Genomic DNA, 22,066 nt, shown 5'->3' with positions numbered 1-22,066 from the left:
AGCCTTCCTCTCTACCTCGAAAAACGAGCCGACAACTTCTGCTTTCGACGAAGAATGCCCAAACTGTCAAAAATGGGATCAAACCCATTTTTATTTTTTTCCTTACGAACCGACATCCCTTCTGACGCAAGAGAGATCACCGCACGCCTCACGGCGATGACCTCTCTTGCCTTCGATTATGCACGGGGGTGTCCAAATATGGACCAAGACACATTAAGAGGGCTTCTCACCGAACTGGTTCGGTTTGAAATAGCCGCCTTTGAAAAAACGCGCCTGACCACAGGTCCGCGATCCCTTGCTGCTGCTGAATTTGCGTCAGAACGCGAGCAGGCGATACAAGAAGCCCTCCGTCAGGCTATCTTTCTGAGGGACTGGGAAGCTGTAAGGGCCCCATTAGAATGCGTTGCCAAACGCCTCAATATTGCATTGCCGGATGTTAAACTCACCTATGCCACTCTCGCTCTTGAGGCCTTAAAGGTTTCAATCGACATCAGTCGTGAACGTGAAAGTAGAGATCGCGGTGAATACAGTGAACAAACCCCAATTTTCCGCCATGCCATCAGATCGGATCTGGGGATTCCTACTCCCAAGCCATCTATTCCAAAAGCAAGTGAAGCGCTGGAAACAGCTTTCGCAGTCACTTTTACAGACGATCAAGCCCCCTCTGCTGCTCCGCAAGCCCCTCAACTGAAACCAAAAAATATAATCCAGCATGCAATCGTTCCGACGGCATCGCATAGCGAACCTTTGACAGCCGATAAAACCAACACATCGAATATTCGAGAAATTCTGCGCTCCAAGAATTTGCTAAGGGCATGCTCTGAAGAGACGATTGCTTTGCTTGAAAAAGGTGATGATGTCTCCCTCAGTGAAGGCTTCGATATCTACATCGATTTCAAGCGAAACGGCTGCGTGGATGACTGGGAGAGAAAGCAAAAGCCTGACACCATTTCTGGCAAAAAGTGGGTAAGCAGCTCTCTTCCAAGCCTAAAAGTTGCCAAAGCCATTTGGGTTGATTTACTAAAAAATCAAAGCATCTGCGCAATAGAAGAAGATGAAGTTGACGACGCGATTGCGATTATCCGCAATATTCCAAAAAATCACGGCAAATGGACAGGTATCAGAGCTGACCACGGTTACCTAAAATTAATCGAACAGGTGCAAAATGACGAGACCAGAGCGATGAACCTCGCAGAGCGCCAATTACATAAGGCTGGTTGCACCAATGAAGAAGAAATCAGAGATGCACGCCTCGCTCAGATAGTCCCAAGAATGAGAGTTGAAACCTATCAGCGTCATGTCCGTTGTGCGAAGCGGATAGGGACGATGCTCCATAGTCTCGGCATCACTGAAACCAATATTTTCAAGGATTGCGGCTTCAGCAATGATGAAACAAAACGCCTGAAAGCTACTGAGGACAAAATTCAGCGGGAAAAATGGGACGATCGTGAACAACAGTTGTTTAGCAGTCCTGTTTTCCAAGGCGGAGCGAAAAGCGAGGACGATCCGATCTTTTGGATGACCTTACTTGCTCGGTGTCATGGGCTACGCAGTGAAGAAGGTGCGCAGCTCGGCCCTAACGATATTTCAACCGATAAAAATATCGCATATCTGCGCATCCGCCAGCAAGTGGGAGACTCTGTGAAATCTGACGCGGGTTTCAGAAAAATCCCTATCCACCCAGCTCTTATCGAACTTAACTTCATGGAACTGGTTAAGCGAGCTCGGATCAAAGGCAGCAAAAGACTGTTCCCAACAATGACGCGTGGCAAAAGCAAAGACAATTTTACAGAAAACTTCACAAAGTCTTTTAACCACTACCGTAAAAAGAATGGCGTCTATTGGCATGGTCTGGATTTCCACGCGCTTCGAACAACATTTCACCATGACCTGATGGATGGCAGCGTTCCCGGATATATCAAACGCAATCTGATGGGGCACGAGCCTCTTGATGAGGGGGAAAAATCTTACGCACAAAATGGGATTTCAATTAATACCCTTCATGACCATATCTGCAAAATTCCGTTTGACGCCAAATCGGTTAGAAGCCCGATCCATTGCTCAAAGCCTACACTGCTCAGCGCCAGAGCTGAGAAACACGGCCTGAAAATCGTCGGTCGCTAAGTACCTTTTGAGGAAAAATAGGTCATTTATTGTTATTGCCTGTCATTGCCTGATGCAAAGTCCTTACTCTTACAGCGGATATCAATACCGTGCCGAGCACACTGAGCCGCATATTTTTCCAGAAGCGATTTGATCTGTGTAGGGTTTTCTAGCCGGCGTGATTATCAATTTTCTGTTGCCTGATTTGTCAGGTAACTCGTATTGTCGAGCTGGGCACCATCCGGACAACTTCAATCCCAATTCGGAATGTTCTGTACCCGCCTCACACCTGCACATCGCAGGAAACCGAGTAAATTCGGCTTCCTGCTTCACTAAATTTAGGCATCGCCGACTTCGGCGAGCAGCCTCCGAGCCGCCATTCGGGCACGCACCTGGCCTCTTACCAAGCTAAAGCTCTGCCAACACAGGATGAACCACCTCAGGTCTTCAAGCTCTGTGCTGATCAAGAAATCCTCATACGTACAGACATTGAGAACTCGGTTTCCATAACCTGGTTGAAGATTGTTAGCGGCACTGACCAGTGCTGCACCCATGGCGCAGACGCACTCATCATCCCGCACATCAAACACTTCGCCACACGCCAGGCGTGCCAATGTGTCTTGCAGCATTCGTTTGTGATAGGTGCTCAACTCTGGACCGAAGAACGCATAGTTTTCACCAAAGCTCAGGCCTTCATTGATTGCTCTTGCCGCCATAGATTCCAGGCTTTCTTCACGCCTAATATAGCTCATACCACAACCTCACCGTCTTGCTCGACAGCAATGGTTGTGAGCGCATGACAACCCTCGATACAGTCAGCTGGATAGATCATTGCAACATCAGCAGCTCCATAAGACCTAATTTCCCTGACAGTCTCAAAGTTGGGCCAGCCATACAGCCGGTTCAGCACACGACGCACCCTTAGGTATCTATTACAAGGCAGTGCGATAGATGGTCTCTCATCCTGAAGTCGCATAAGAGCTGGCGCACTACCAATCAGTCGAACTGCGTTTTGCAGATCCATATTGTTTTGCGTGATGAATAATTGCACCCACGCATAAAATTGTTTCCGGTTCATGCGGAAATCCTTCTTCTTAAGCGCCGCCCCTTTGACGGCCAAGCACGCAGTTCGGGTTCTCCTCTCAGCTGCACGGTGTTTCGTTTGGTCTTATAATGATGGATTCAGTTTTTGTTTTTCTTGCTGCTCACAAAGGGGTAGCACGAAAAACAGAAACTGAATCCAACACTCTTTATTCTAAGTTTGTGAATGCAGTTCCCTTGTCCGCATACAAACACCTTATGAAAGCGCATAACTTTAAGCGCCACATTGCAAAACGCGATGTCCACGATGATCCAAAGAACCCGACCTTGATGCATTACGCAGCTAACGGCGGCTTAGAGCCCAGTTCGACCGATACTGCGCGATCCATGGATGTCCGCTGTTGCGAGACAGCTCAAAACGTTCAACAACTTATTGAGTTTTGAACGAGGTCTTTGGCAGTTGAAAGTTGACTGCTTCTCATACGTGCAAATAATGAGGGCTTTTGGACTACATTTTTTGCTATGATTGAGGGGAAGCCGCGCGATATCTGTCTCGTGCGACTCGCCGTTAGCTTATGGTAAACACAAACTATTTTTTGATTTTGGTATCCACATTTGCTTTGCCGACACCTTGAGCTGCATTTGGTTCTTCACTCTGCACCACGATATTACTTTTCTTTTCTGATTGAGTATCAGGAAGAGCTATAATTCCGCAAGCACCGCCTATATGACAGGCGTAACCACCACTGCGACCTGTTGCGCAGGCCGAGTCTCCAACTATTTCACATGAGGCGACACCAACGCATGCTCCTTGGGCATTGCAAAGGGTTGCCTCCGCAAGGGCCGGCGAGGTTGATGCCATAGACCCGCATAATGCTGCGGCTAACCTAAAGTTGATTTTGTAAGGTGTCATGTTAATCTCCATCTAATTATATTCAAAATCCATTTCCATAGGGGATGATGTATATAAATGTTATGCAATAACACGACTCGTCTGAAGCACTTTCCCTTCCAAAAACCGCCGTTTGTTGAACAGTTCGCTGAACTGACATTGGCGCACTTGCCGCGAAGGTCTGAAAGGTCCGCATAACAGCGATCTGCTCCCCAAATTTGCGCTGTGACGCGAAAAATATCTTCTTCAAGCCCAAAGTGTCGCTCGCGCTACGAGACATGTTGACGTTGCAACTTCGCGGTTTTTTCGCTGAGTACCCCCCACATCGGAAGGTGTGGCTGTACACAGCCAGATCATACCCTCCTTCTAGTTATTGGATAAGTGGGTTGCACCCTGCTATCAGATAACAGATAGTTGAAATTGCATATCTTCAGGGGTTTGGGCTTATTCAAAAGGCCAGATACTTTGGCTCCACTTACATAGTTCTTAGAGGAAATATTATGCTTCGCACCCTTCGCAACACAGCAATCATGTTCTGTGCAATCACTACGACATCAGCTTCAGCAGAGCCAGCTGGTACTTCGGCACCCGGCTTGGGTGCAATCATTGCTGTCGGGGCTGTCCATTCCGGCGCGCCAGAATCATCGCCCGAAGCCCCCGAGCGCGCTACGATTGACGTTACGCATTCGCAAACTGAAGAGAAGAAAGCTCAGGCCAAGGGTAAGGGCTTCACGCCGGTCGCAGGTGCCGCTCTCGGGATTGCAGCTCGACCTGAAGACTAAACACCTCAGATCACAGGCCCGGGATCCGCACCGGTCGCAGGCGTAGCATTCATTAAGAATGAAAAATGAGAAGTTGACGGCATAAGATGCGAGAAATCTTCTATAGCTATCGCCTGTTGAACAATCGAATTTCTAGCAGCAACCGTTCGCCCCATGCGTACGAATGGTTGCTTCGTCCGCACACCAGACCTCCGACACCGTGTCACAAACGAGCGCTTTGAAAGAACACCCTGAAGCTTAGCTGTGCGGTTTTGATGTTGTTTACTATGCAAGTTAGCCGGTTAAGGCATTTGTGACGAAAATGATGGATACCTCAGCTCTTCGTCACATCATCATAATCATCCAGCCGCAAATAACCAATTTCACGATAGAGCTTGATAGTGGGTCTTATCCCAAAGAGTATTGAACCAATAACAAACAACCAGGTTGCAAAGTACGTTGTCGCAGTACTGAAGAACAAGATGCTGCCTATTACGAAAAATACAGCGGCAGAAACATCGACGATTGTGTAGGCAAGCTCGCACATCGCATAGAGCCGTTTATGGTCTTCCGACTTCGTGTGGTTATCCGGGTTAAAAAAATTCATCCTCGTCAATTCCTCACGCCAGCCCGGGAAGAACAGTTTTTGCGCCTGCTACAATCATTTCGACTGAGATAGCCAACAGGATCATTCCCATAAGTCGGATCATAATGACCCTTATCGTGTCAGTAAACACCTTACCGAAGAAAGAGGCAATAAACAGGACGCCAAACAGGATTGCCAAAATAACATCAACAACGCCACCAATCGCCATCATCCCGACAACACCGCTTGCGTTGCTCGCGTAAATGATCAACGTTGCGATCGTGGCTGGACCCACGATCATCGGAAATGTGATCGGATAAAACGCGAGACCTGACAAATCCTGCATCTGCTCCTGCTCCTTGTCTGACCCGTGATGGGAAACGATCTCGTTGCCGTTCAGCATCGACCACGCAATATGGCCAAGTTCACAAAGGGGTTCATTATTGCGAAAAAAGCTCCGAAAGCTTTTGCTAACTCATCATAGTCCATTTTACCCTCCTACCAGAATTGCATCTAAACTATCTTGGGGGCCCTCACTTTGAAAGCGCGTTCTAACGGCGGATTACCCTAATTTAGGCATAGCAATTGAATATGATGGCCGGCTGTCTGCGCACAATCGGCGCCCCCTCTTTCAATCCCTTACAGGCTATTTAGCCTCGCTATGGAAACCTTCCACATCTCGATCAACTGCTGTGGGTTGAGCAACCTCGGCCTCCAAACCTTTGGCAATGTCAGTCATAGATGCCACACCTTGAAGCCGTCTGTAACGATCAGCCTCGATTTCATAGAACTTCCTGCTTGTAATATTTCCATGCCCGCAAAGCGCCTGTGCGACCACCGCATCAAGGCTCGGGTCGGCTGCGACAGCATCGTAGATGAGGGTCCTCACGATGTGGGGGCCGTGATTTAGGCATTCTCTCATATTGACCCACAGCCAATTCTTCGCGAAGGGCCGCCACCCCTGCGCCGGATTTCCAAACAATGATGTGCCGGTCCTTTGCTTATAAACCGTCCAAAGGTGCATTTCTGAGACATCCATCAACAACACGGCATCAAGATAACGCGTCAGTTCAGACGCCAGGCGTCCTTGAATTGGCACGCCCTTTTTAGAGGTCTTTAAATCAACACGCCAACCCTCACTGTCTCGCTTAAACTCACGACCGACAACGCCTTGCCTCAGATCAAGGCTGCGCAGCTGTAATTTGCTGAGCAAAGCTATTGCGCCAGCAAGAACATAGTCCCGCCGCCGATTTCTGATGTCATCCTGATCGCACGCCTGTTCAAGCAGTCGATACGCATTCTGCGCAACATCGACCAAATCTACCGGATGCTTTGCAAGGCTGTGGGCCTTTCGTGCAAGGTCATGCTTCGCATCATATTTGACGGCATTATGTACCTCCATAAGTGCATCAAATATCTCTCGTGAATACCCTGCCCTTTTGGCAAAGCAGGCCAGAAATTCGCAATACGAAGCAACACTTCGCAAGGCCAGTTTAGACGCAAATAGACCATCAACATACAGCCTCGCCGTTTCCATAGTAAGTGCGCCTGGCACTCCCTCCTTGTCACAGGCTTTCCAAAGCCGCCGCACAGCCACACACAGGGATTTCAGCCGTGAAGGCGACAATCCAGAATTTCCGATGAATAGCGATTTCATCTCGCTGTATAATGGCTCCGGAAGGCCGTAATACGGGTCCTTTGGCATCTTCTTGCTGTATCCTGCCAGTGCCTGTCGGCGCTGCCTTTGGACCTGCTGAAGTATTAAGTTTTCTGGGCTATCAGGTTCTATTGCAGTCATAGTTGCAGCCAGCCTGTAAAAGGTCCATCCATCGGGCTCAAACCTTTGAGCCATCTCCTCATCCACTCGGATGTGTGTTTTTCGATAACGCATCCATCGATCCGCCATCCGTATTTCAGGTGCTGTAAAGCTCGCCTCGATATCCGAGATCAATGACCGGAATGGGGCCCAGTGAGACGCGCGAAACACCAAAGCAAGGGGACGCCGGTCAGTGCTGCCGCTTGCAAGCGCCCACTCAACCCCTTCGTTAGTTTCATAAGCATAGTGTCGCAGTAGGGTTTTCAGTCCCACAAGGCTCGCCTGCTGCCACCCCTCCTCCACAAGTCGTTCAATGAAGACTTTGGCCGTCGCGTTATCCAGCTTTTCTGGCAAGTTTCGAGCCCGTGCCGTTTCAATAAGCCCCCTCAGAGCCGAGCCCACAGCTTCACGATTATTTTGCAGTACTTTGGCCCTAAAAACCTTTCCTGCATCAATGTCTGCCAAGAATTTCTTCATACGGTTTGGCAACTCAGCCTCAGTGATTTGATACCTCATCCCCGAAACCCCTTCTCTAACGCCGCATTAACGGCTTTGAGCCCTGCCATCCCAACTTGAATGCTCTTTTCTCTGTCGAAGAAGGCATAAGTTTTCAGCACTGTGGTAGGTGTATTGTTGAGGACCGCGGCAATATCATCGACGTTAACCCCGGGATGGTTAATCAAAATAGATGCGATCCCATGACGGACTTGGTGCAAAGTCATGTAGATGTCTTGCCCAGCCGTTGCCAACCGCCACCCAGCTGCAAGATAGTGATAGCGTGCGCCGCCGAAGAGCATAGTTGGATCAGGCGTCTGAATCTGCTCCATTACCAGCGGTCTTGCTTCGCGCATCCACCAATTCAGAATTTTTGCCGGATTCACTTTGCCACGCCGGCCATAATTGGCGACCATCGACTTTTTGTTTTTCATCATCGACGCTTCAATGCTCAAACGAACATCTTTTGACTCGTCCAAAAAGAAGATGTTGGCGTCTTCCCCAGTCACCTTGAGATTGATCAATGTATCAGCACGCAACGGTATGAACATCAGTATGGCAGACGCAGCAGCTGCAACTGCCAGCCTGAGCGCATTTGCCTTTTGCCCTTCGGACAAGCTGTCAAAGCGCGCAATCTGCTCAACAGCATCTTCAAATAAATGCTTTGGCAGGTTCATAAACTTAAGGCTTCTCCTCGGCGATTGAACAAGCCGGCGACAGAAGTCCTGATTTTCTTTTGTCATCGTATCCCAGTCAACAAAGTAGCTCCCCTTGAAAAACTCCTGCTGAACATCAAAAAATTCCGGGTGAAACCGCCGCGCGAACCGAAAGACTGCGCCCATATTTTTCTTGTTTGTCGTTTTCGCCAGTGGCTTCCAGTAAAATTCCCCGGCCGTCTCTGCGTCAAATGCAGCCAGAATATTCTCCAAGGACATGAGCTTCCGGATATCCACTTCCCCCTCGGGGTCGAGATGTCCTAACTCTATCAGACAGGTGAAATACCACGCCAGTTGTTCACGAACAGACTTGATCGTTCTCGGAGAGAGCGGTTTACGGCTGTGATTGGCTGCAAGCCCTTTGTATTTCTCACCGACGCTCAACTCATGCAGGTAGGTATCAATTGCATCCGCAACAGAGTGCGGAAATGCGGGCGTCTGCCGGGTCTTCGTCACCTTTGGTAACGCTCCGATAATTGAAGGCAACAGGCTTGAAGAAAGGTGACCTGAAAAATGGTGCAGCTTGTCGAGGAGGCATGCAGACTTACGCAAAGCGTTACGGCGACCAGCATCAGCCATATTATGCATCCAAAGCTTCAAATTCTCCTTCGTGAGCGACGCTGGTTGAACCCCGTGCTCACGGGCAACCGATTGTAGAACCGTCAGAGAGATCAAGTCAGTGGCTTGAACACCAGATTTTTCATGGTTTTCGATGATAGATGAGACCCCGTCCCTCAATCGCTTCCAATCGTCTTCTTGTTTTCGCTGCATCAACGCCTCTGCGTGTCGCCCCGACGCGTGGTTCATCAACGTCTTGACGTTGCTGTGCCAAACCTTGAACTGCCTAAAGTTGTCGAAACCTTCAGGTGTGTCCTTATTCTTGAGCTTCTTTGACCATTTGCCTTCAAACGCATCGAGATCAACTGGGACCATTTCGACCGGGCAGTTGTATGCTGGAAGGCGCGCGCATTTATTGGCAGACCCGATTATTTTTTTACCGTTAGCTTCAGAAAAAGGGTATGCGCCAGCTTTGAGGTTTTGGATGGCGTCAGCAAGTGTCATCATAGTTGTACTCTTCTATTGATTTGGGATGTGTGAATCAGCAGATGGGTCCACACTGTTGTTTGCCAAAAGAACAAAACTCAAAAATACGGATTGAGGTGTTTTTTTCGTATTTCGGCGTTTTCAAAACGAAATGAGAAAAAGGGGCTTCAAACGTATTCAAATGACATTCAGCAGGCGTTTAGCTCACCTTTTCGCCGTTCGGCTATCATTTCCCGCTTCCGTCAAAGCAGGCTCAAACGCCGTCAGGAACCTGCCTCACGTCAGACCAACGGAAGCGAATACTGCCCCCAAGACGGATTGATTTAAGATGGTTTTCGCGAACGTAATTGCGGATCGTTGCAGGGACACAACCAAACTCATCAGCAAGATCAGATGCCGTCAACAATGGCTCAAAAAGAGCCTCATGCTTTGTTTGGTCACTCAGATCTACCGCACTAACCCCTTCGATCCGCCATATCTCTAAAATGGAATAACGGCTTCTTTTCCACGGGCCTGGAACAGCAGGTACCGAACACTTACGGAGTATCTTTCGGACAGTATCTGGATCAAGTTGCCAACGGCGGGCTATCTGACTTTGCGTGAGGACAGGCAAGCTTGCATTTGCCCTCGCGGATTTTCTCAATTTGGATAAGCAGTTGTTCATAGTGAGCAAATGGGTCCAAACGCCGAATAAGAAAAACTCTTTGGACCAGAAAGTGAATTTTGCTTCGCAGTCGCACTTACCGGCAACCAGCTATGGCAAGACTGGCATTCGGGTCAATCTTAACCAATCAGCTAAATTTATATAGTTGGCATAAAGCCGAGCACGGGGTGTCTCTTGTCTCCTTTAAGACCGCATTCGAATTGCGCATCTGTGAAACACTGTGCATGGTTCATAAGATGATGAATACAGTTATGGAGGCCAACCTGTGGATCGTGAACCAAACCTAATAACCTCAAGTGCATCACAGCAGGTTATTGTGGAGGGCATTCGCTTCAAAATCGACATCTGTAAGCTGGAAGGTGAAGATGGATGGTCGATAGAGGTCGTCACCGAGGATGGTACATCTATTGTATGGGATGATCTCTTCGATGATGACCAAGCCGCATTTCAGGACGCTTTGACGACCATTCAACAAGAAGGTCCCAAAGCCTTTGTTAGAGGCGATTCAAACATCATCCCGTTCAAACGATAGGCAGCAACTACCGGCCCAAACCGGACCTTGAAGCATTCCGCAGCTAACGGCAGGTTCGAGCCCAGAGTCACAGATGCTGCGCGTTGATCGAATGTCCGCAATTGCGGTAGATATTGCCATTAGTTAGTGAAATGATGGAATATATAGTCGATGCTATATCTACAGGAATCGCCAATGGCTGCCCTTTCGAGAAATTTACTTTGTCATTGTTGGAAGTTGGCCCCGATGCGGAGAGCAAGATGACACAAGATCCCTACGCTGCGCTTGGCCTGACCAGGAACGCCACGGCTGACGAGATAAAAAAGGCTTATCGCAAGATTGCGCGCGCTAACCATCCTGATTTGAATCCGGATGATCCGGCGGCCGAAGCACGGTTTAAGGATGCGGGTCGAGCCCATGATTTGCTCAAAGACCCCGAGCAGCGCCGCAGATTTGACGCGGGAGAGATTGACGCCACTGGTGCCGAACAAGCCCCACGCGGCTACTACCGAGACGAGGCGCGCAGACCGGAAAACCCTTATTCTCAAAAGCGCCCCGCATCAGGCGGCGATCCGTTTGGACAAGGTTTCGACGCGGATGATTTCTTCGCTAATTTTGCCCGAAACCGCGCTTCGGGGCATGGTGATAATTTTGGCCACGCAGCACCCAGCGACAGGCCAGGTCAAGACGCGCAATACCGCCTTGCCGTACCATTTCTGGATGCCGCAATAGGCGCTAAGACACGGATCACAATGCCAGATGGCAATGCATTGGAGGTGTCGATCCCCGAGGGGGCGCGTGACGGACAGACGTTGCGATTGCGCGGCAAAGGTCAACCGGGTTTTGGCGCAGGCCCACCCGGAGACGCGTTTATCGTTCTTGACGTTATCCCAAACCCTGATTTCCAACGCGAAGGCGACGATATTGTAGTTTCCTTACCCATCTCGATCGACGAAGCCATCCTTGGTGGCAAGGTTCCGGTAAACACCATTACAGGTGCTGTGAACGTGACTGTGCCTGCTGGCGCAAGTTCCGGGCAGGTGCTGCGTCTTAAGGGGCGTGGTGTTAAGGGACGCTCCGGCAAAGGAGATCAACGGGTTACACTGCGCATTGTTAGCCCACCGAAAATCGATGATGAACTGAAACACTTCATGGAAAGCTGGCGGGAAGATCATGCCTATGATCCCCGCGCTAAAAAGGAGACGTCATGACCAATGGTTACGGCCCGGAGCAGGTGATCGAAAAGGTCGCGTCCTTAACGGCAGAGCGCTTAAGCTATTTCGAGCGATTGCGGATCGTAACGCCGGTGAGCACACCGCAGGGCTTACGGTATCGGACGCTTGATGTGCGCAGAATTACACTGCTGTGTGAGTTGACGGACGATTTTGAGGTGAACGAGGATGCACTGGTCATCATCATGTCACTTTTGGATCAGCTGCATGGTGCGCAGATCAAGCTGGATCAGGTGGTTCAGGCAATCAGTGCAGAACCCTCGGAGACGAGGGTACGGTTATCGCAGCGATTGCAAGAGGCGGACGGGGCCGGCTGATCCACTTTGAAACACCAAAAATGAATGAGACAAGTTTAGCGTCGCAACCGAATGGCTGATACTTGCTCCACGGCATCGCCATGAATGGCGATCGCGCATCCTAAAGCGCCAATACCGCAATGATAGCTTGAAAGCTGTCATTGGCGCACTTGTCACGAAGGTCCGAAAGGTCCCGCTGACCCTCACTTCACCAAGGTAGCTCTCAACAGCAACTAACACCGTACGGGGTAACGCCGGCGTCTGCCGGGTCTTCGATAGAGGCCAGACGGTTTCATTTCTTTTTCAATGCCGCGTGAAAACACCAAGACGAAGTCCTTTCAACGATCGGTTCAAACCAATTTCAGAATTCCGAAAAAAACAAAATTTCCTTTTTCAGAAGCCGACTGGGCACTGATCATCAGTGCACTTTGCAGCTCGTAAACAAGACAAAGGAAAAACACATGACGCATCGAAAAAACATGGGCCTCCGTGCCATTGCCGCGGCAGAGCGCGCACCAAGCGAAAAGTTGGCAGCTGCCAACTTTTCAGAAACAGTGATAGAGCTTCCTCCGAGTGACATCGATCACAACGCTGGCATCAGAGATCGGTTTTCAGAATTTCCTGAGGGTTTTGATACCTTGATGGCAAGCATTCGCGAGAATGGCCAGCAACAGCCCATTCTCGTTGGCCTTCGCGACCCGCAAACAGGCAAGTATCCCATCATTGCCGGACGCACTCGACTACGTATTGCGTCACAATTGGGGATAAAACTTAAAGCGATTGTACGTCCTATCGAAGGAGAGGCACGATTGGTGGCTCAGTTGCAGGAAAACCTTGCCAGGGCAGATTACACTGTGGGTGACAAAATCGGTATCATGATTGAGTTGAAAAACCTATCATTCAAACAAACTCGCATCGCTGAAACAATGAGTATTTCCCCAACTGACGTCTCAAAATTGCTTGGGATTTTTGCGAATTTAACCGATCTTGCAAAAACAGAAGAATTTCCGAAGGCATTACTGTCATCAAAGGCGGGCCGCCCCAAGTGGGAAAGTCTGGTTAAGGCACTGCAAGAGTTACCGGATAACTCACAAAATAAAAACTGCCAGAAAATTATTGATCAATTACAGCGTGAGTGTGACGCAGACCCCATTTCTTTGGCATTGATATCCACAAAAAAAGCAATAAGAGACCATCTTTCCACAACGACCTATAGGCCGCACAAAATATCATACGAAAGCGCAATAGATGCACTATTAAATGCGACGTTCAATACACGTAATCTTTGCAAATTGAGATACGACGGTGACCCCAACGTAAAAGCGATGCTTCAAGAAGCTGCTCACCTTAACCACGAAATCCTGAGAGCGATGATCATTGAACGTTTCGAAGTGCTGAGGACAGAGGTACTCAACAGCGAGAAAACAAGTGATCGGGGGATACAATGACCAAGATTATTAGTTTTATTGGTCAAAAAGGCGGGAGTGGAAAATCCACAATCGCAGTTCATTTCGCGATGGAAGCCCTCTTGTCCCAGGAGGGCTGTCAGGTGGCAATCATCGACATGGATCCGCAGGGCTCGGTATTAGAATGGTCACGAATGCGGAAAGATGCCAACCCTGTTGTCGTTTCCGCCACCGCGAAGACACTGGAACAAACCTTGAAACAAGCACAGGAAGAGGGTTTCGACTATGTTGTCGTTGATACGCCTGGTAGGCAAGATACGACATTGATTGAGCTCGTTTCTGCAATGTCTGATCTTATACTACTGCCGCTGCGTCCATCACTTTTTGACGTACGCGCTGTCGCGGGTACAATAACCCTTCTGAACGCTAAAGCCTGCAAAATGCGATTTCTGCTATCGCAGACCCCGGCGCGAGGAAACCAGGTTGCAGACGCAGAAGCATATTGCGCCCGCGCACATTCGGAAGTGGCGATTACTCGTTCCAAAATCGGGTACCGGACAGCGTTTCAGAAGGCCATGATTGATGGCCAAGGGGTCCAAGAGGTGGGTAGAGACGGCAAGAAGGGGCAGCTGGAAATTGCGGGCCTTTTCGAAGAGATTTTAGATCTTCTGGGCAATTAGCGAGGCTGGTGAAACCTGGGGGGTGGCACTGGCGTTTCTATCCACCTATGCGCGGTTGACGAGGTCTGTGTGCCCCAGCAGTTCAAACTTCGCGAATGCCCTGCCAACTTCGATCAATAGAGGTGGGCTTGGGAGGTCTGGGAATATCTCTGCAAGCAAGTGCCCTATGGCCTCAGATGAGAGGACAAAAATCATCATGATCAGAGTTGTCGCTTAATCCAGATCCCTTGCAAGAGAGCCCGCTGCTGGGCTGTCCGAAAATAGGAGGGTCGAATGATAACTGCCGTGCACGATCTCTGATGAAGTCGCATGACCTGCTTGCTCAACCGATTCAAAAAGTATGCCCGCTTTACTACTTTTTTCCAATGATCTTGCATCTGGCATGCCTATCGAGCTCACACTCGAGTTTTGAGTTCTTTTGTTTCTCAAAATAGTCGATCGCTTCGGCCACTATATTAGAATTGCGTGAAATTCGAAATCCTGCTGAAATCATCTCGAGATAATTCCCGACCGAGTAGTGATTTTTTTTGTTTTTAAAGGCACTATATACAGAATATAGGATCGCGCGCTTAGCGGCCTCCCCTTTGTCCGACAGCACGTATGCTGCTGACAGCAGCCGCTGATAACACATTCTTGCTATCGGGAACGCATAAGGTAGGCGAATTGACTTTTCCTCGATTAGCTCAGGAAGGAGCGTTCCGACAGCGCACGCAGAATGGACGAGGCTTCCAGAAACTTTAAATTGATTTTCACTGAGAACCCTATTGCGCTGTGATTCTACGGTGAGTTCAACACCTTTTCTGTTGAGCAAAACGAGTAGCAAGCTTGCCAGTTCTGAAAATTGCGCCGACTCTTCAGTCGGGTTCGCATCGAAATGAACTTTCTTCATGCATCAAAATCCATCAAGGGCACTGAATTCCTTCAAGTATATCGAAATAGGTTACTTCAATCTCCGGAATACATGCCACAATTATTTCTACTTACCGGAAATGATTACAACTTTGCGAAGTTCACTTCCTGCGCATAGTTGCCGTTGGTGCGGATCGCAGCTAATGTCGGCGTCCGCCCCCCTGTGTTGAGCGCCGCTTCCGGCCCAAACCGGACATTGAAGCGCAATCTGATTTCTGCAATGCAGAGAGCCGCGCAAAAAAGTGTGAACCCTTGCATGTAGAACACAAAGCTCCTGAAAATTGAGATTACACGCGTTGAACAGAATGGGTGGAAAAACCGTTTTCGGCTATTTTTTGAAATAGGATTTTGTGAAGTTATCGGAGAAACTCTCTGTTCGAATAAAGTCCCGCACCTGCTCTCGAGTCTTTGCACCCGAGGCTGCAATCAATTTATCAATATGGCTTGAAACGTTCTCGATATGCGCTGTGTATTCGTCGTTATCGAGTATGATGGCCATAACAGATTTGTGTACTTTGGCGCGCTGCTTTGGATGCGCCTCTAAAATGTTCGCTGTGCCCCAATACTGACGGACTAAGGCATACAGGACAAAGAATTTATTGATGACGTAGGAACGAGGAATTTTGGTTGTGCGAACAAGGTAGTCGAACTTGTATAAAGAGAGCGCCGCCATATGATAGAGTTCGACACTATGGTCTTGCAAAAATATCTTATCGGCAAACTCTTTGCGAATTCCTCTATGATCGCGTGCCGCGCGATTCGGTTGAAAAAAGAATGCGGCGGCGGCAACTTTCATTAGGTCAGACGGCTTCATAATTCGAGTTCGCTCTATTGCGACATCCCTGTACTGATTGTCCCTTCGCTCGATAAGAATTCTTGCATCTCCATCTTGACCAGAGCAATATATCTCAAGGTCCTTCATGAAAGGCAGCAAGGCCCAAAATTGATCTTCTCGAACCTCATTTTGCTTGTTCGTACCTACTATGATTTTGGCTATAAAATCCGGATCAGAGCTTCCGATCAATCTCAGCGGCACACTAATACTGGCTGCACTTTCGGGAACTTGAGCAAGGATGTTGGTGGTTTGGCAGCCGTTGACAATTTGGTAGTCTTCAATAGTAAATGTATCTCCTTTTCGCGAAATACTCTTTGAAACCACTGTAATGCCATTGTTTTTGAATACAAAAGACGAAAGGTCGCCCCCCTCCAGTTCAGAAAGTATTGACTTATTAATTTCTGAATTTGGATTAAAATCTCTAACGTTGTCATAAAATATTGCACGGTTTATATGACGTTTGCCCTGGCTATCTTCATCCCCTAGAGCCATCTCTAAAACTTGGTCTGCGGTTACATAGCCGATATAGGCCTCTTCGATGTTATCGTGATCTGGAAGAGTCATGTTTTTTGGAAAACTAATTGATGCTAACGATGAGTTTGTCGCAGCTCTGAACGCTTCCTGAATGTCGCGGGCACCTAGACATAGAATGTCGATTGAGCCGAACACATTAAGGGCCTCCAGTCTAGATCGGTTGCTTTCAATCAGGGAACAGATTGCATCCGACACATCCCCAGAACCTGTTGTGCAGAAATAGCACTTTAAGTCAGGGTTTGATCTCGTTGCTGCTGCAAATACCCGATCGCGCGCACCGACCAAATCTTCAATCTGATCACCCTTTAAGAGCTTTAAGTCGGTGAAAAAGTCAAAAACACCGTCAAGAAATTTCGAAATCTGACCGTAGTCAAGGCTGTCAGAGGTTTTTGATTGATACATATGGAAAGACCCGACGTGGTTCCTCCCAACTGCAAGAATTGACTCGGCTTCGTCAGCGTCAACACACAATGTGCCTTGAATACTAATTGCGATCCCATCAATGCCGAACTCTTCGCCCTTCAGATGAGCACGAAACGGATCAATATTTTCGCCCAAAATCCCATTTTCTACAGCAAAAATGGACATTACCTCAAAAAAGTCACTGTCATCACCTTCTTCGTGCGCATTAGCATTCTTGAAATCGGTTAATTGAGCGCGGACAATAGGGTTCATGGCCATTAAAAAATATCCTTATTAAATTAGTTCTTCAACTCTAAGCGGAAAATAGGTTGATCAGCAACTCGTTCATGACTGGTCTGCGAGATCGGCTCTAAGAAAAAATACCACCCTGAGTATGTAAGGCTGAAGTGGTCGCACGTGCAGCGAACGGCAGCTCTCCGCCCATATTGTTGCTTCAAGACAAGACGACTTCTCACGGCCCTTTTCCCCCTGTACTAACACACCACTGACTATGGCTTCCGAATTTCGCCCGACCTGATCAGAAAAACGAAGATGCTTGCGACAATAATAACAAGAATAAACATTGTCGAAATAAGTAAAATCAGGCCGCCCCCAGACGCGCTTTCAATGCTCGCAAAAAGTACGGGTACAACTTCTGACAAGAACAACCATGTAGCAAGCCACACAGATGCACCTGACCGGCAGATAAGAGAACAAGCTAATAAAAACAGAAGGATGGGGGTGGTCAAAGAAGACCAAAGGGCAGTCACCCAGACCGCGTTAGTTCCGCCTGCATCTAAGATACCGACACCAACCTCGGAGAACATTTCATACATATATTGAGCGCTTTTATACGACGCAAAAAGAACAACCGCTATGCAAGCTCTGTAAATCCAGAATGACAATTGGGAACGCACAACAAAGCCCTTTTTAGACGAATTACCTACTTAGTCTTAACGTCAACTTCTTAAAAACAAAAGGTCGCTAAGTCTCTAGAACAGGTCATAGCCAGTGAAGTATGACGCCGCAATATTCCAGATTTCGCCGTTTTGTTCCTGCAAGTAAATTTATGAACTTAAAATTCACTCATCAAAACATCCGTTTCAGATCGCACAGCAGGCTTTTCCTCGGGCCGAACCACCATTAACTTATCTCGGGGATGTTGTTTGCCCAATTGGTCGTCGTTCCACATTGTGTCAGAGTGTCTGATCCTAATATTTATGCCAGTGCATCCTGGCCGGCTACCTTCTTGTTGAAACACCACAAAAAAGCTGTAGCCCTTTACTTTCGCCCACTTTTCCAGTGCCTTTTTGAGTTTCGCCTTGTATCTGCGCGTGTCTGGAACCTCTACATTTGAGCAGCCAACCGCCGCCAACAAGCCAGGGTGAGCCTCCTGAAGAAACATCGGGTCTGGATGTAGCAGCTGGAACTGCGGCCATTTCATTTTATGCGTCAGATAGATCTGCACCAGCAAAGGGACATCCAGTTCAGCCGAGCAAGCATCAATATCCTCAGGATGCATTAAGGCGTAGCGTTCCCTGTCTGACATTATTACCGCAGCTTTACCGCTGAATTTCCATGTAAGGCACCGCCGTTCCCCTCCGTGCCACTTAAGTTCATCGAACAAGCCTGTTTGAGTTATCAATGCTTCTACCGGCACATTGAGGAACCGGCTGTTTTTAGATGATGGGGCAAATCCGAGGTCATAGAACATGTCCAGGGTCGCAAAATGTGTTTGCAAACCTGGGCCCTCATATCGCCAACACCACTCGCCATTATAGACCTCTGCTGTAGGCCACGCCTCACGTTCATTTTCTTGAAAATATATCAATGCCAGCAACAGCTTTTTTGCCGCGCCGGGCAGTGGTGACAGTTTCAGGTACTCCGCCATTGCCCATGATATTACAAAATTTCTATTGCCTTGAACCATAGTTTTTCCTTTCCAGTTTCTGGAAGGGAAATTTGGTCAACCGCATCGAAAGGAACCTAAGTTTGACTCACAGTAGATTTGGTTTCCCGTATTCGTGCCATCGTTCGCGGTATCTGTGATAAAACGCCTGTTTTTAAGCGCGACTGCCTGTATTTTTGAGGCAATGCCCCTTCTAAGACGCTGTATCAAATACATAATGCCCTATGCGAACCTTAGAACCTTAAGAAACCCAGAACCTTAGAAAGACCTTTCGGTCCATAAAGAGGGGTAAATTTTGTTGCAAAAAACAACACGTGCGGCTGCCCAAGCGAGTAATTTCCTGTTCAATATCAATTATTAATGAAGACCGCTTCTGTAATCGGTCACCACGGCATCAAGTAGCACGCCAGTTCTGGTATCTTTGCCAAAATGTTTGCTAGATTGTGCTCACACCCCCAGTTCCGAGAGATGAGCATGAGAAACGACATTTCAAATTTACTGACCTTCATCGGCAAAGATAGCATTTGGCGCGAAAGGCTGCACGATGTCGTCGCCGAACACCTTATGCCAGCCCTGACCGAGTTCGAAATCAATGATGATGACATGTCAGATATTCTGGGCGAACCTTGGCCGGGTGTACTCTGGGGATGCGGGTTTGAAGATTTTCTGGGACGACACTATGGAAAAGACAATATCGTAGACCTCTACCTGAAGAGGCGCGGATGGAACGAGACCAGCCCCAACCGTGATTACTTCACTGCTCTGCGTGATACCCCCGTCAGCCTCTACGAGATCACCAATGTTAAACCAGGTGCCTCAATGGTGCTAAAAGACCTACTGGGCGGCCGCGAAGCCATCACTGTTGTGGAAAAATCTGCCACACAATCCCTAAACAAGTGGGATAAGATCGTAGTCAGGGTGATAGCTGACGGAGATCAGCATATCATATCTGGCGCATTGCTGGCCTTCTCTCCCGATGCGGTCGAAATACTGTTTGACGGCCTGCGCCACACTCTCGGACTTGATGAGAGCGCAGTCATAGCTCTTAGCAAAGAACAGCTGCATAAATGCGCGCCCATTTTCACAAGCGCCTGGCTTTTTGATACCCTGCCCCGGGCAATGTACCCGCAGCAGCAAACATTCCTCAACTCAGACGGCGACGAGGTGATGTTCCACGACCTCCGCTTCCAACTCGCGCCTCGCGTCCTGCAAAAAGACATAAGGGAACGACTAAAAGACATCAAAAACCTCATACCCGATGGAGCGCGATACTGGAATTGGGTTGCTCCAATCCGAAAGCGCACAACAAATGAAGCAGAAGGCTTAATGCTGGATACCCAGATAGATGGAAAAACGATCCTTGGGACACTTGAGCTGAAAGGGAAGGCACTTCTGATTGGGGTGAATTCAAGCAACCGAGCAGCCAAGATCGAAGCCCTTGTGACCAAGGCCACTGGCGACCTCTTAAAGACGCCGCTGACGACAATCCGCACCGTCGAACAGATGATGGAAGAAGAACACCCAGACGATTACGAGGAAGATGACCTTCCTCCGGAAATCGCACAACAAATTGCACATGAATATATGGACAACCACTATCGCGAGACACTGGACACTCCCGTCCCAGCCTTAGGTAACAAAACGCCACGTAAGGCAGTCAAGAGTGCTGCGGGTCGCGCGCAGGTGGTTGAATGGCTTAAGCAGATAGAAAACCGAAGCGCGAAACGCGACGACAGTACAATCGGGGAATATGACTTCGGGTGGATGTGGCAAGAGCTCGGGCTTCAAAGGGATCCATAGCGAAATGGCAAAGCCAAAAATTCGCAATATCCCCGATCTTTCCGACCTGGCCTGCCCGCAAGCAGAGATCAAAGTGCAAGTGACACCAGGGGCGCGGCAAAGTGCCATCAGCTTTACTGATGGCGTTATCTTAATCTCAGTAACAACGGCCCCAGAAGGTGGAAAAGCGAATGATGCTGTGCGCAAGGTCCTCGCGCGTGCGATGAAGGTTGCCCCGTCCCACCTCAGCTTGCATCGCGGCCAGACATCTCGCACCAAGACATTTGTCTATCACGGGGCTTAATAAGCCAGCTCAGGCAGGCCCCGCCGGTAATCGGTGTGAGGTCATTCCGTCGATGCTGAGCCAAATGAGTTTCCAATCAAGCACATATTACTACCATACGTCTCTTACTTTCACTTGTTCAGTTGCCGCGCTTCCAAGTATTCGAGATACTGGCCAACGGGGTCAGCTAAGTCAGCTGCATCGGCTATATCGATGTCGCGCGACGCGTCAAAGAACTCGAGGTCGATTTCGGGCGACACTTTGCCTCTTGCCTTGCGGAAGGCCTCGCTGAACGTGTCATCATCTTTGTCTCTCATTCTGCGATCCTGCCCGATTTTGTATCCGACAACCAGTCTTATAGGACATAATTTTTGTCTTGATTATCAGTTCTTCCTCGCGAGAGTTGGGAAGGTATCCTTTTCGATCCGATAGAGCGCAGCGATTTGTTTCAATCCGTCTTCGGCGATAGGGTGGTCCAAGATTGTGCAACCTCAAGATTTATGTTCATTATTCCACAACATTGCCATTTATTTATCACCCGTCAATTGGAGCGAATACTGCCAATGCTCAGCTTCCTATCAAGAAGCCAATTAAACAACTCTGAATTCAACCATCGTTTCTAAAGCCTACCACAGAATCAGGTAAATTTTGCGCCTTATCGGTTGCTTTGGGAAAGCGAACCTTTACGCCATCGACGACCTGCTGCCCTGACCAAGGCTTATCCCAATCTAAGTAACAACAGCCCCGAAGGGTGGAAAGCGACTGATGCTGTTCGCAAGGTCCTCGCAAGTGCGATGCGGGTTGCCGATCGATAATTTCCTTGTGATTGATTGATAGCACGCGTAGTAGGTCTAAGTGAATTGGCGCGGGATGGAGCAGCCCGGTAGCTCGTCAGGCTCATAACCTGAAGGTCGTAGGTTCAAATCCTACTCCCGCAACCAATTTAGGCGAAATTTCGCATTCAGCAAGGCCCGCAACACTGGCGGGCCTTGCTGCGTTTAGCATCACAGTTAATCATTCGATGTCATTGAATTTTCGCAAAATCCTAATTTATTTTGATCTGACTCGGCAATGATATGTAAGCGGTGCGCCCACCCCACCTTCCTTGTGAGCCCCTGATCTGAGATTCAGCCCTGACAGATGGATTATAAGGGAGTTTCTCCATGGAGCGC

The 22,066-nt window shown here is 48.6% G+C and carries 24 protein-coding genes and 1 tRNA gene; 12 read left to right on the top strand and 13 right to left on the bottom strand.

Going from position 1 to position 22,066, the window contains the following annotated elements; genetic code table 11:
* Positions 1–54 precede the first annotated feature (54 nt).
* A complete protein-coding gene (locus GGR95_RS15745) occupies positions 55–2,124 on the top strand; it encodes a tyrosine-type recombinase/integrase (protein ID WP_184567565.1) in 2,070 nt (689 codons plus the stop codon).
* Between the two features lie 317 nt (positions 2,125–2,441).
* Here GGR95_RS15745 and GGR95_RS15740 read toward each other — a convergent pair whose 3' ends face one another.
* Together GGR95_RS15740 and GGR95_RS15735 are read right to left on the bottom strand one after the other, a co-directional pair.
* Complete coding sequence (locus GGR95_RS15740; RefSeq protein WP_184567563.1) at positions 2,442–2,855, bottom strand: hypothetical protein; 414 nt, start codon at positions 2,853–2,855, stop codon at positions 2,442–2,444.
* A complete protein-coding gene (locus GGR95_RS15735; protein WP_184567560.1) occupies positions 2,852–3,181 on the bottom strand; it encodes a hypothetical protein in 330 nt (109 codons plus the stop codon). The genes GGR95_RS15740 and GGR95_RS15735 overlap by 4 nt, the downstream gene beginning before the upstream one ends.
* Before the next feature lie 95 nt (positions 3,182–3,276).
* Here GGR95_RS15735 and GGR95_RS15730 point away from each other — a divergent pair, with 95 nt between their 5' ends.
* Complete coding sequence (locus GGR95_RS15730; protein WP_184567558.1) at positions 3,277–3,588, top strand: hypothetical protein; 312 nt, start codon at positions 3,277–3,279, stop codon at positions 3,586–3,588.
* A gap of 145 nt (positions 3,589–3,733) precedes the next feature.
* Here the strand turns inward: GGR95_RS15730 and GGR95_RS15725 are convergent, their stop codons facing one another.
* A complete protein-coding gene (locus GGR95_RS15725; RefSeq protein WP_184567557.1) occupies positions 3,734–4,057 on the bottom strand; it encodes a hypothetical protein in 324 nt (107 codons plus the stop codon).
* Between the two features lie 479 nt (positions 4,058–4,536).
* On the opposite strand from GGR95_RS15725, the gene GGR95_RS15720 reads away from it, so the two are divergent.
* Positions 4,537–4,818 carry a hypothetical protein gene (locus GGR95_RS15720; protein WP_184567556.1) on the top strand — a complete coding sequence of 94 codons (282 nt, stop codon included), beginning with the start codon at positions 4,537–4,539 and terminating at the stop codon, positions 4,816–4,818.
* Positions 4,819–5,131: 313 nt separating this feature from the next.
* Here the strand turns inward: GGR95_RS15720 and GGR95_RS15715 are convergent, their stop codons facing one another.
* The 5 genes from GGR95_RS15715 to GGR95_RS19180 all read right to left on the bottom strand — a co-directional run bounded on the left by GGR95_RS15715 (position 5,132) and on the right by GGR95_RS19180 (position 10,118).
* Positions 5,132–5,404, bottom strand: coding sequence for a YrhK family protein (locus GGR95_RS15715; RefSeq protein ID WP_184567555.1), 273 nt, complete (start codon positions 5,402–5,404; stop codon positions 5,132–5,134).
* A gap of 13 nt (positions 5,405–5,417) precedes the next feature.
* Entirely contained in the window at positions 5,418–5,786 is a 369-nt protein-coding gene (locus GGR95_RS15710) for a MarC family protein (RefSeq protein WP_221384948.1), read from the bottom strand.
* A 243-nt stretch (positions 5,787–6,029) separates the two neighbouring features.
* On the bottom strand, positions 6,030–7,676 hold the full coding sequence (locus GGR95_RS15705; protein ID WP_221384947.1) for a hypothetical protein: 1,647 nt from the start codon (positions 7,674–7,676) through the stop codon (positions 6,030–6,032).
* 35 nt (positions 7,677–7,711) lie between these two features.
* Entirely contained in the window at positions 7,712–9,475 is a 1,764-nt protein-coding gene (locus GGR95_RS15700) for a hypothetical protein (protein ID WP_184567553.1), read from the bottom strand.
* A gap of 232 nt (positions 9,476–9,707) precedes the next feature.
* Positions 9,708–10,118 (bottom strand): helix-turn-helix domain-containing protein, encoded by a 411-nt coding sequence (locus GGR95_RS19180; RefSeq protein ID WP_425506414.1) that lies wholly within the window; start codon positions 10,116–10,118, stop codon positions 9,708–9,710.
* A 265-nt stretch (positions 10,119–10,383) separates the two neighbouring features.
* Here GGR95_RS19180 and GGR95_RS15690 point away from each other — a divergent pair, with 265 nt between their 5' ends.
* The 5 genes from GGR95_RS15690 (at position 10,384) to GGR95_RS15670 (ending at position 14,243) form a co-directional block, all read left to right on the top strand.
* Positions 10,384–10,650, top strand: coding sequence for a hypothetical protein (locus GGR95_RS15690; RefSeq protein WP_184567551.1), 267 nt, complete (start codon positions 10,384–10,386; stop codon positions 10,648–10,650).
* Between the two features lie 239 nt (positions 10,651–10,889).
* Positions 10,890–11,840 (top strand): DnaJ C-terminal domain-containing protein, encoded by a 951-nt coding sequence (locus tag GGR95_RS15685; RefSeq protein ID WP_184567550.1) that lies wholly within the window; start codon positions 10,890–10,892, stop codon positions 11,838–11,840.
* Positions 11,837–12,178, top strand: a complete 342-nt coding sequence (locus GGR95_RS15680; protein ID WP_184567549.1) for a hypothetical protein — start codon at positions 11,837–11,839, stop codon at positions 12,176–12,178. The genes GGR95_RS15685 and GGR95_RS15680 overlap by 4 nt, the downstream gene beginning before the upstream one ends.
* 440 nt (positions 12,179–12,618) lie before the next feature.
* The gene (locus GGR95_RS15675; RefSeq protein ID WP_184567547.1) at positions 12,619–13,605 is read left to right on the top strand and encodes a ParB/RepB/Spo0J family partition protein; all 987 of its coding nucleotides are present in this window, start codon (positions 12,619–12,621) and stop codon (positions 13,603–13,605) included.
* Positions 13,602–14,243, top strand: coding sequence for a ParA family protein (locus GGR95_RS15670; RefSeq protein WP_184567545.1), 642 nt, complete (start codon positions 13,602–13,604; stop codon positions 14,241–14,243). Before GGR95_RS15675 ends, GGR95_RS15670 begins: the two co-directional genes overlap by 4 nt.
* A gap of 352 nt (positions 14,244–14,595) precedes the next feature.
* Here GGR95_RS15670 and GGR95_RS15665 read toward each other — a convergent pair whose 3' ends face one another.
* The 3 genes from GGR95_RS15665 to GGR95_RS15660 all read right to left on the bottom strand — a co-directional run bounded on the left by GGR95_RS15665 (position 14,596) and on the right by GGR95_RS15660 (position 17,202).
* A complete protein-coding gene (locus GGR95_RS15665; protein WP_184567543.1) occupies positions 14,596–15,132 on the bottom strand; it encodes a hypothetical protein in 537 nt (178 codons plus the stop codon).
* Positions 15,133–15,236: 104 nt separating this feature from the next.
* Positions 15,237–15,359: a hypothetical protein gene (locus tag GGR95_RS19070; protein WP_281395963.1), complete on the bottom strand. Its 123-nt coding sequence runs from the start codon at positions 15,357–15,359 to the stop codon at positions 15,237–15,239.
* A gap of 121 nt (positions 15,360–15,480) precedes the next feature.
* The gene (locus GGR95_RS15660; RefSeq protein ID WP_184567541.1) at positions 15,481–17,202 is read right to left on the bottom strand and encodes an AIPR family protein; all 1,722 of its coding nucleotides are present in this window, start codon (positions 17,200–17,202) and stop codon (positions 15,481–15,483) included.
* A gap of 273 nt (positions 17,203–17,475) precedes the next feature.
* Here GGR95_RS15660 and GGR95_RS15655 point away from each other — a divergent pair, with 273 nt between their 5' ends.
* Positions 17,476–17,766 (top strand): hypothetical protein, encoded by a 291-nt coding sequence (locus GGR95_RS15655; RefSeq protein WP_184567539.1) that lies wholly within the window; start codon positions 17,476–17,478, stop codon positions 17,764–17,766.
* 232 nt (positions 17,767–17,998) lie between these two features.
* On the opposite strand, the gene GGR95_RS15650 is transcribed toward GGR95_RS15655, so the two are convergent.
* Positions 17,999–18,853 (bottom strand): hypothetical protein, encoded by an 855-nt coding sequence (locus tag GGR95_RS15650; protein WP_184567537.1) that lies wholly within the window; start codon positions 18,851–18,853, stop codon positions 17,999–18,001.
* Between the two features lie 453 nt (positions 18,854–19,306).
* On the opposite strand from GGR95_RS15650, the gene GGR95_RS15645 reads away from it, so the two are divergent.
* On the top strand, positions 19,307–20,632 hold the full coding sequence (locus GGR95_RS15645) for a DUF7986 domain-containing protein (RefSeq protein ID WP_184567535.1): 1,326 nt from the start codon (positions 19,307–19,309) through the stop codon (positions 20,630–20,632).
* A 4-nt stretch (positions 20,633–20,636) separates the two neighbouring features.
* A complete protein-coding gene (locus GGR95_RS15640; protein WP_184567533.1) occupies positions 20,637–20,915 on the top strand; it encodes a DUF167 domain-containing protein in 279 nt (92 codons plus the stop codon).
* 110 nt (positions 20,916–21,025) lie between these two features.
* Here GGR95_RS15640 and GGR95_RS15635 read toward each other — a convergent pair whose 3' ends face one another.
* Positions 21,026–21,211, bottom strand: coding sequence for a hypothetical protein (locus GGR95_RS15635; protein WP_184567531.1), 186 nt, complete (start codon positions 21,209–21,211; stop codon positions 21,026–21,028).
* Between the two features lie 547 nt (positions 21,212–21,758).
* Between GGR95_RS15635 and GGR95_RS15630 the strand changes: the two genes are divergently transcribed.
* Positions 21,759–21,835, top strand: a tRNA-Met gene (locus GGR95_RS15630).
* Positions 21,836–22,066: the final 231 nt, after the last annotated feature.

This window comes from Sulfitobacter undariae (assembly GCF_014196805.1).
Taxonomy (GTDB): Bacteria; Pseudomonadota; Alphaproteobacteria; order Rhodobacterales; family Rhodobacteraceae; genus Sulfitobacter; species Sulfitobacter undariae.
Note: the sequence above shows the minus strand (reverse complement) of the source record. Positions and strands in the feature narration are given on the sequence as shown.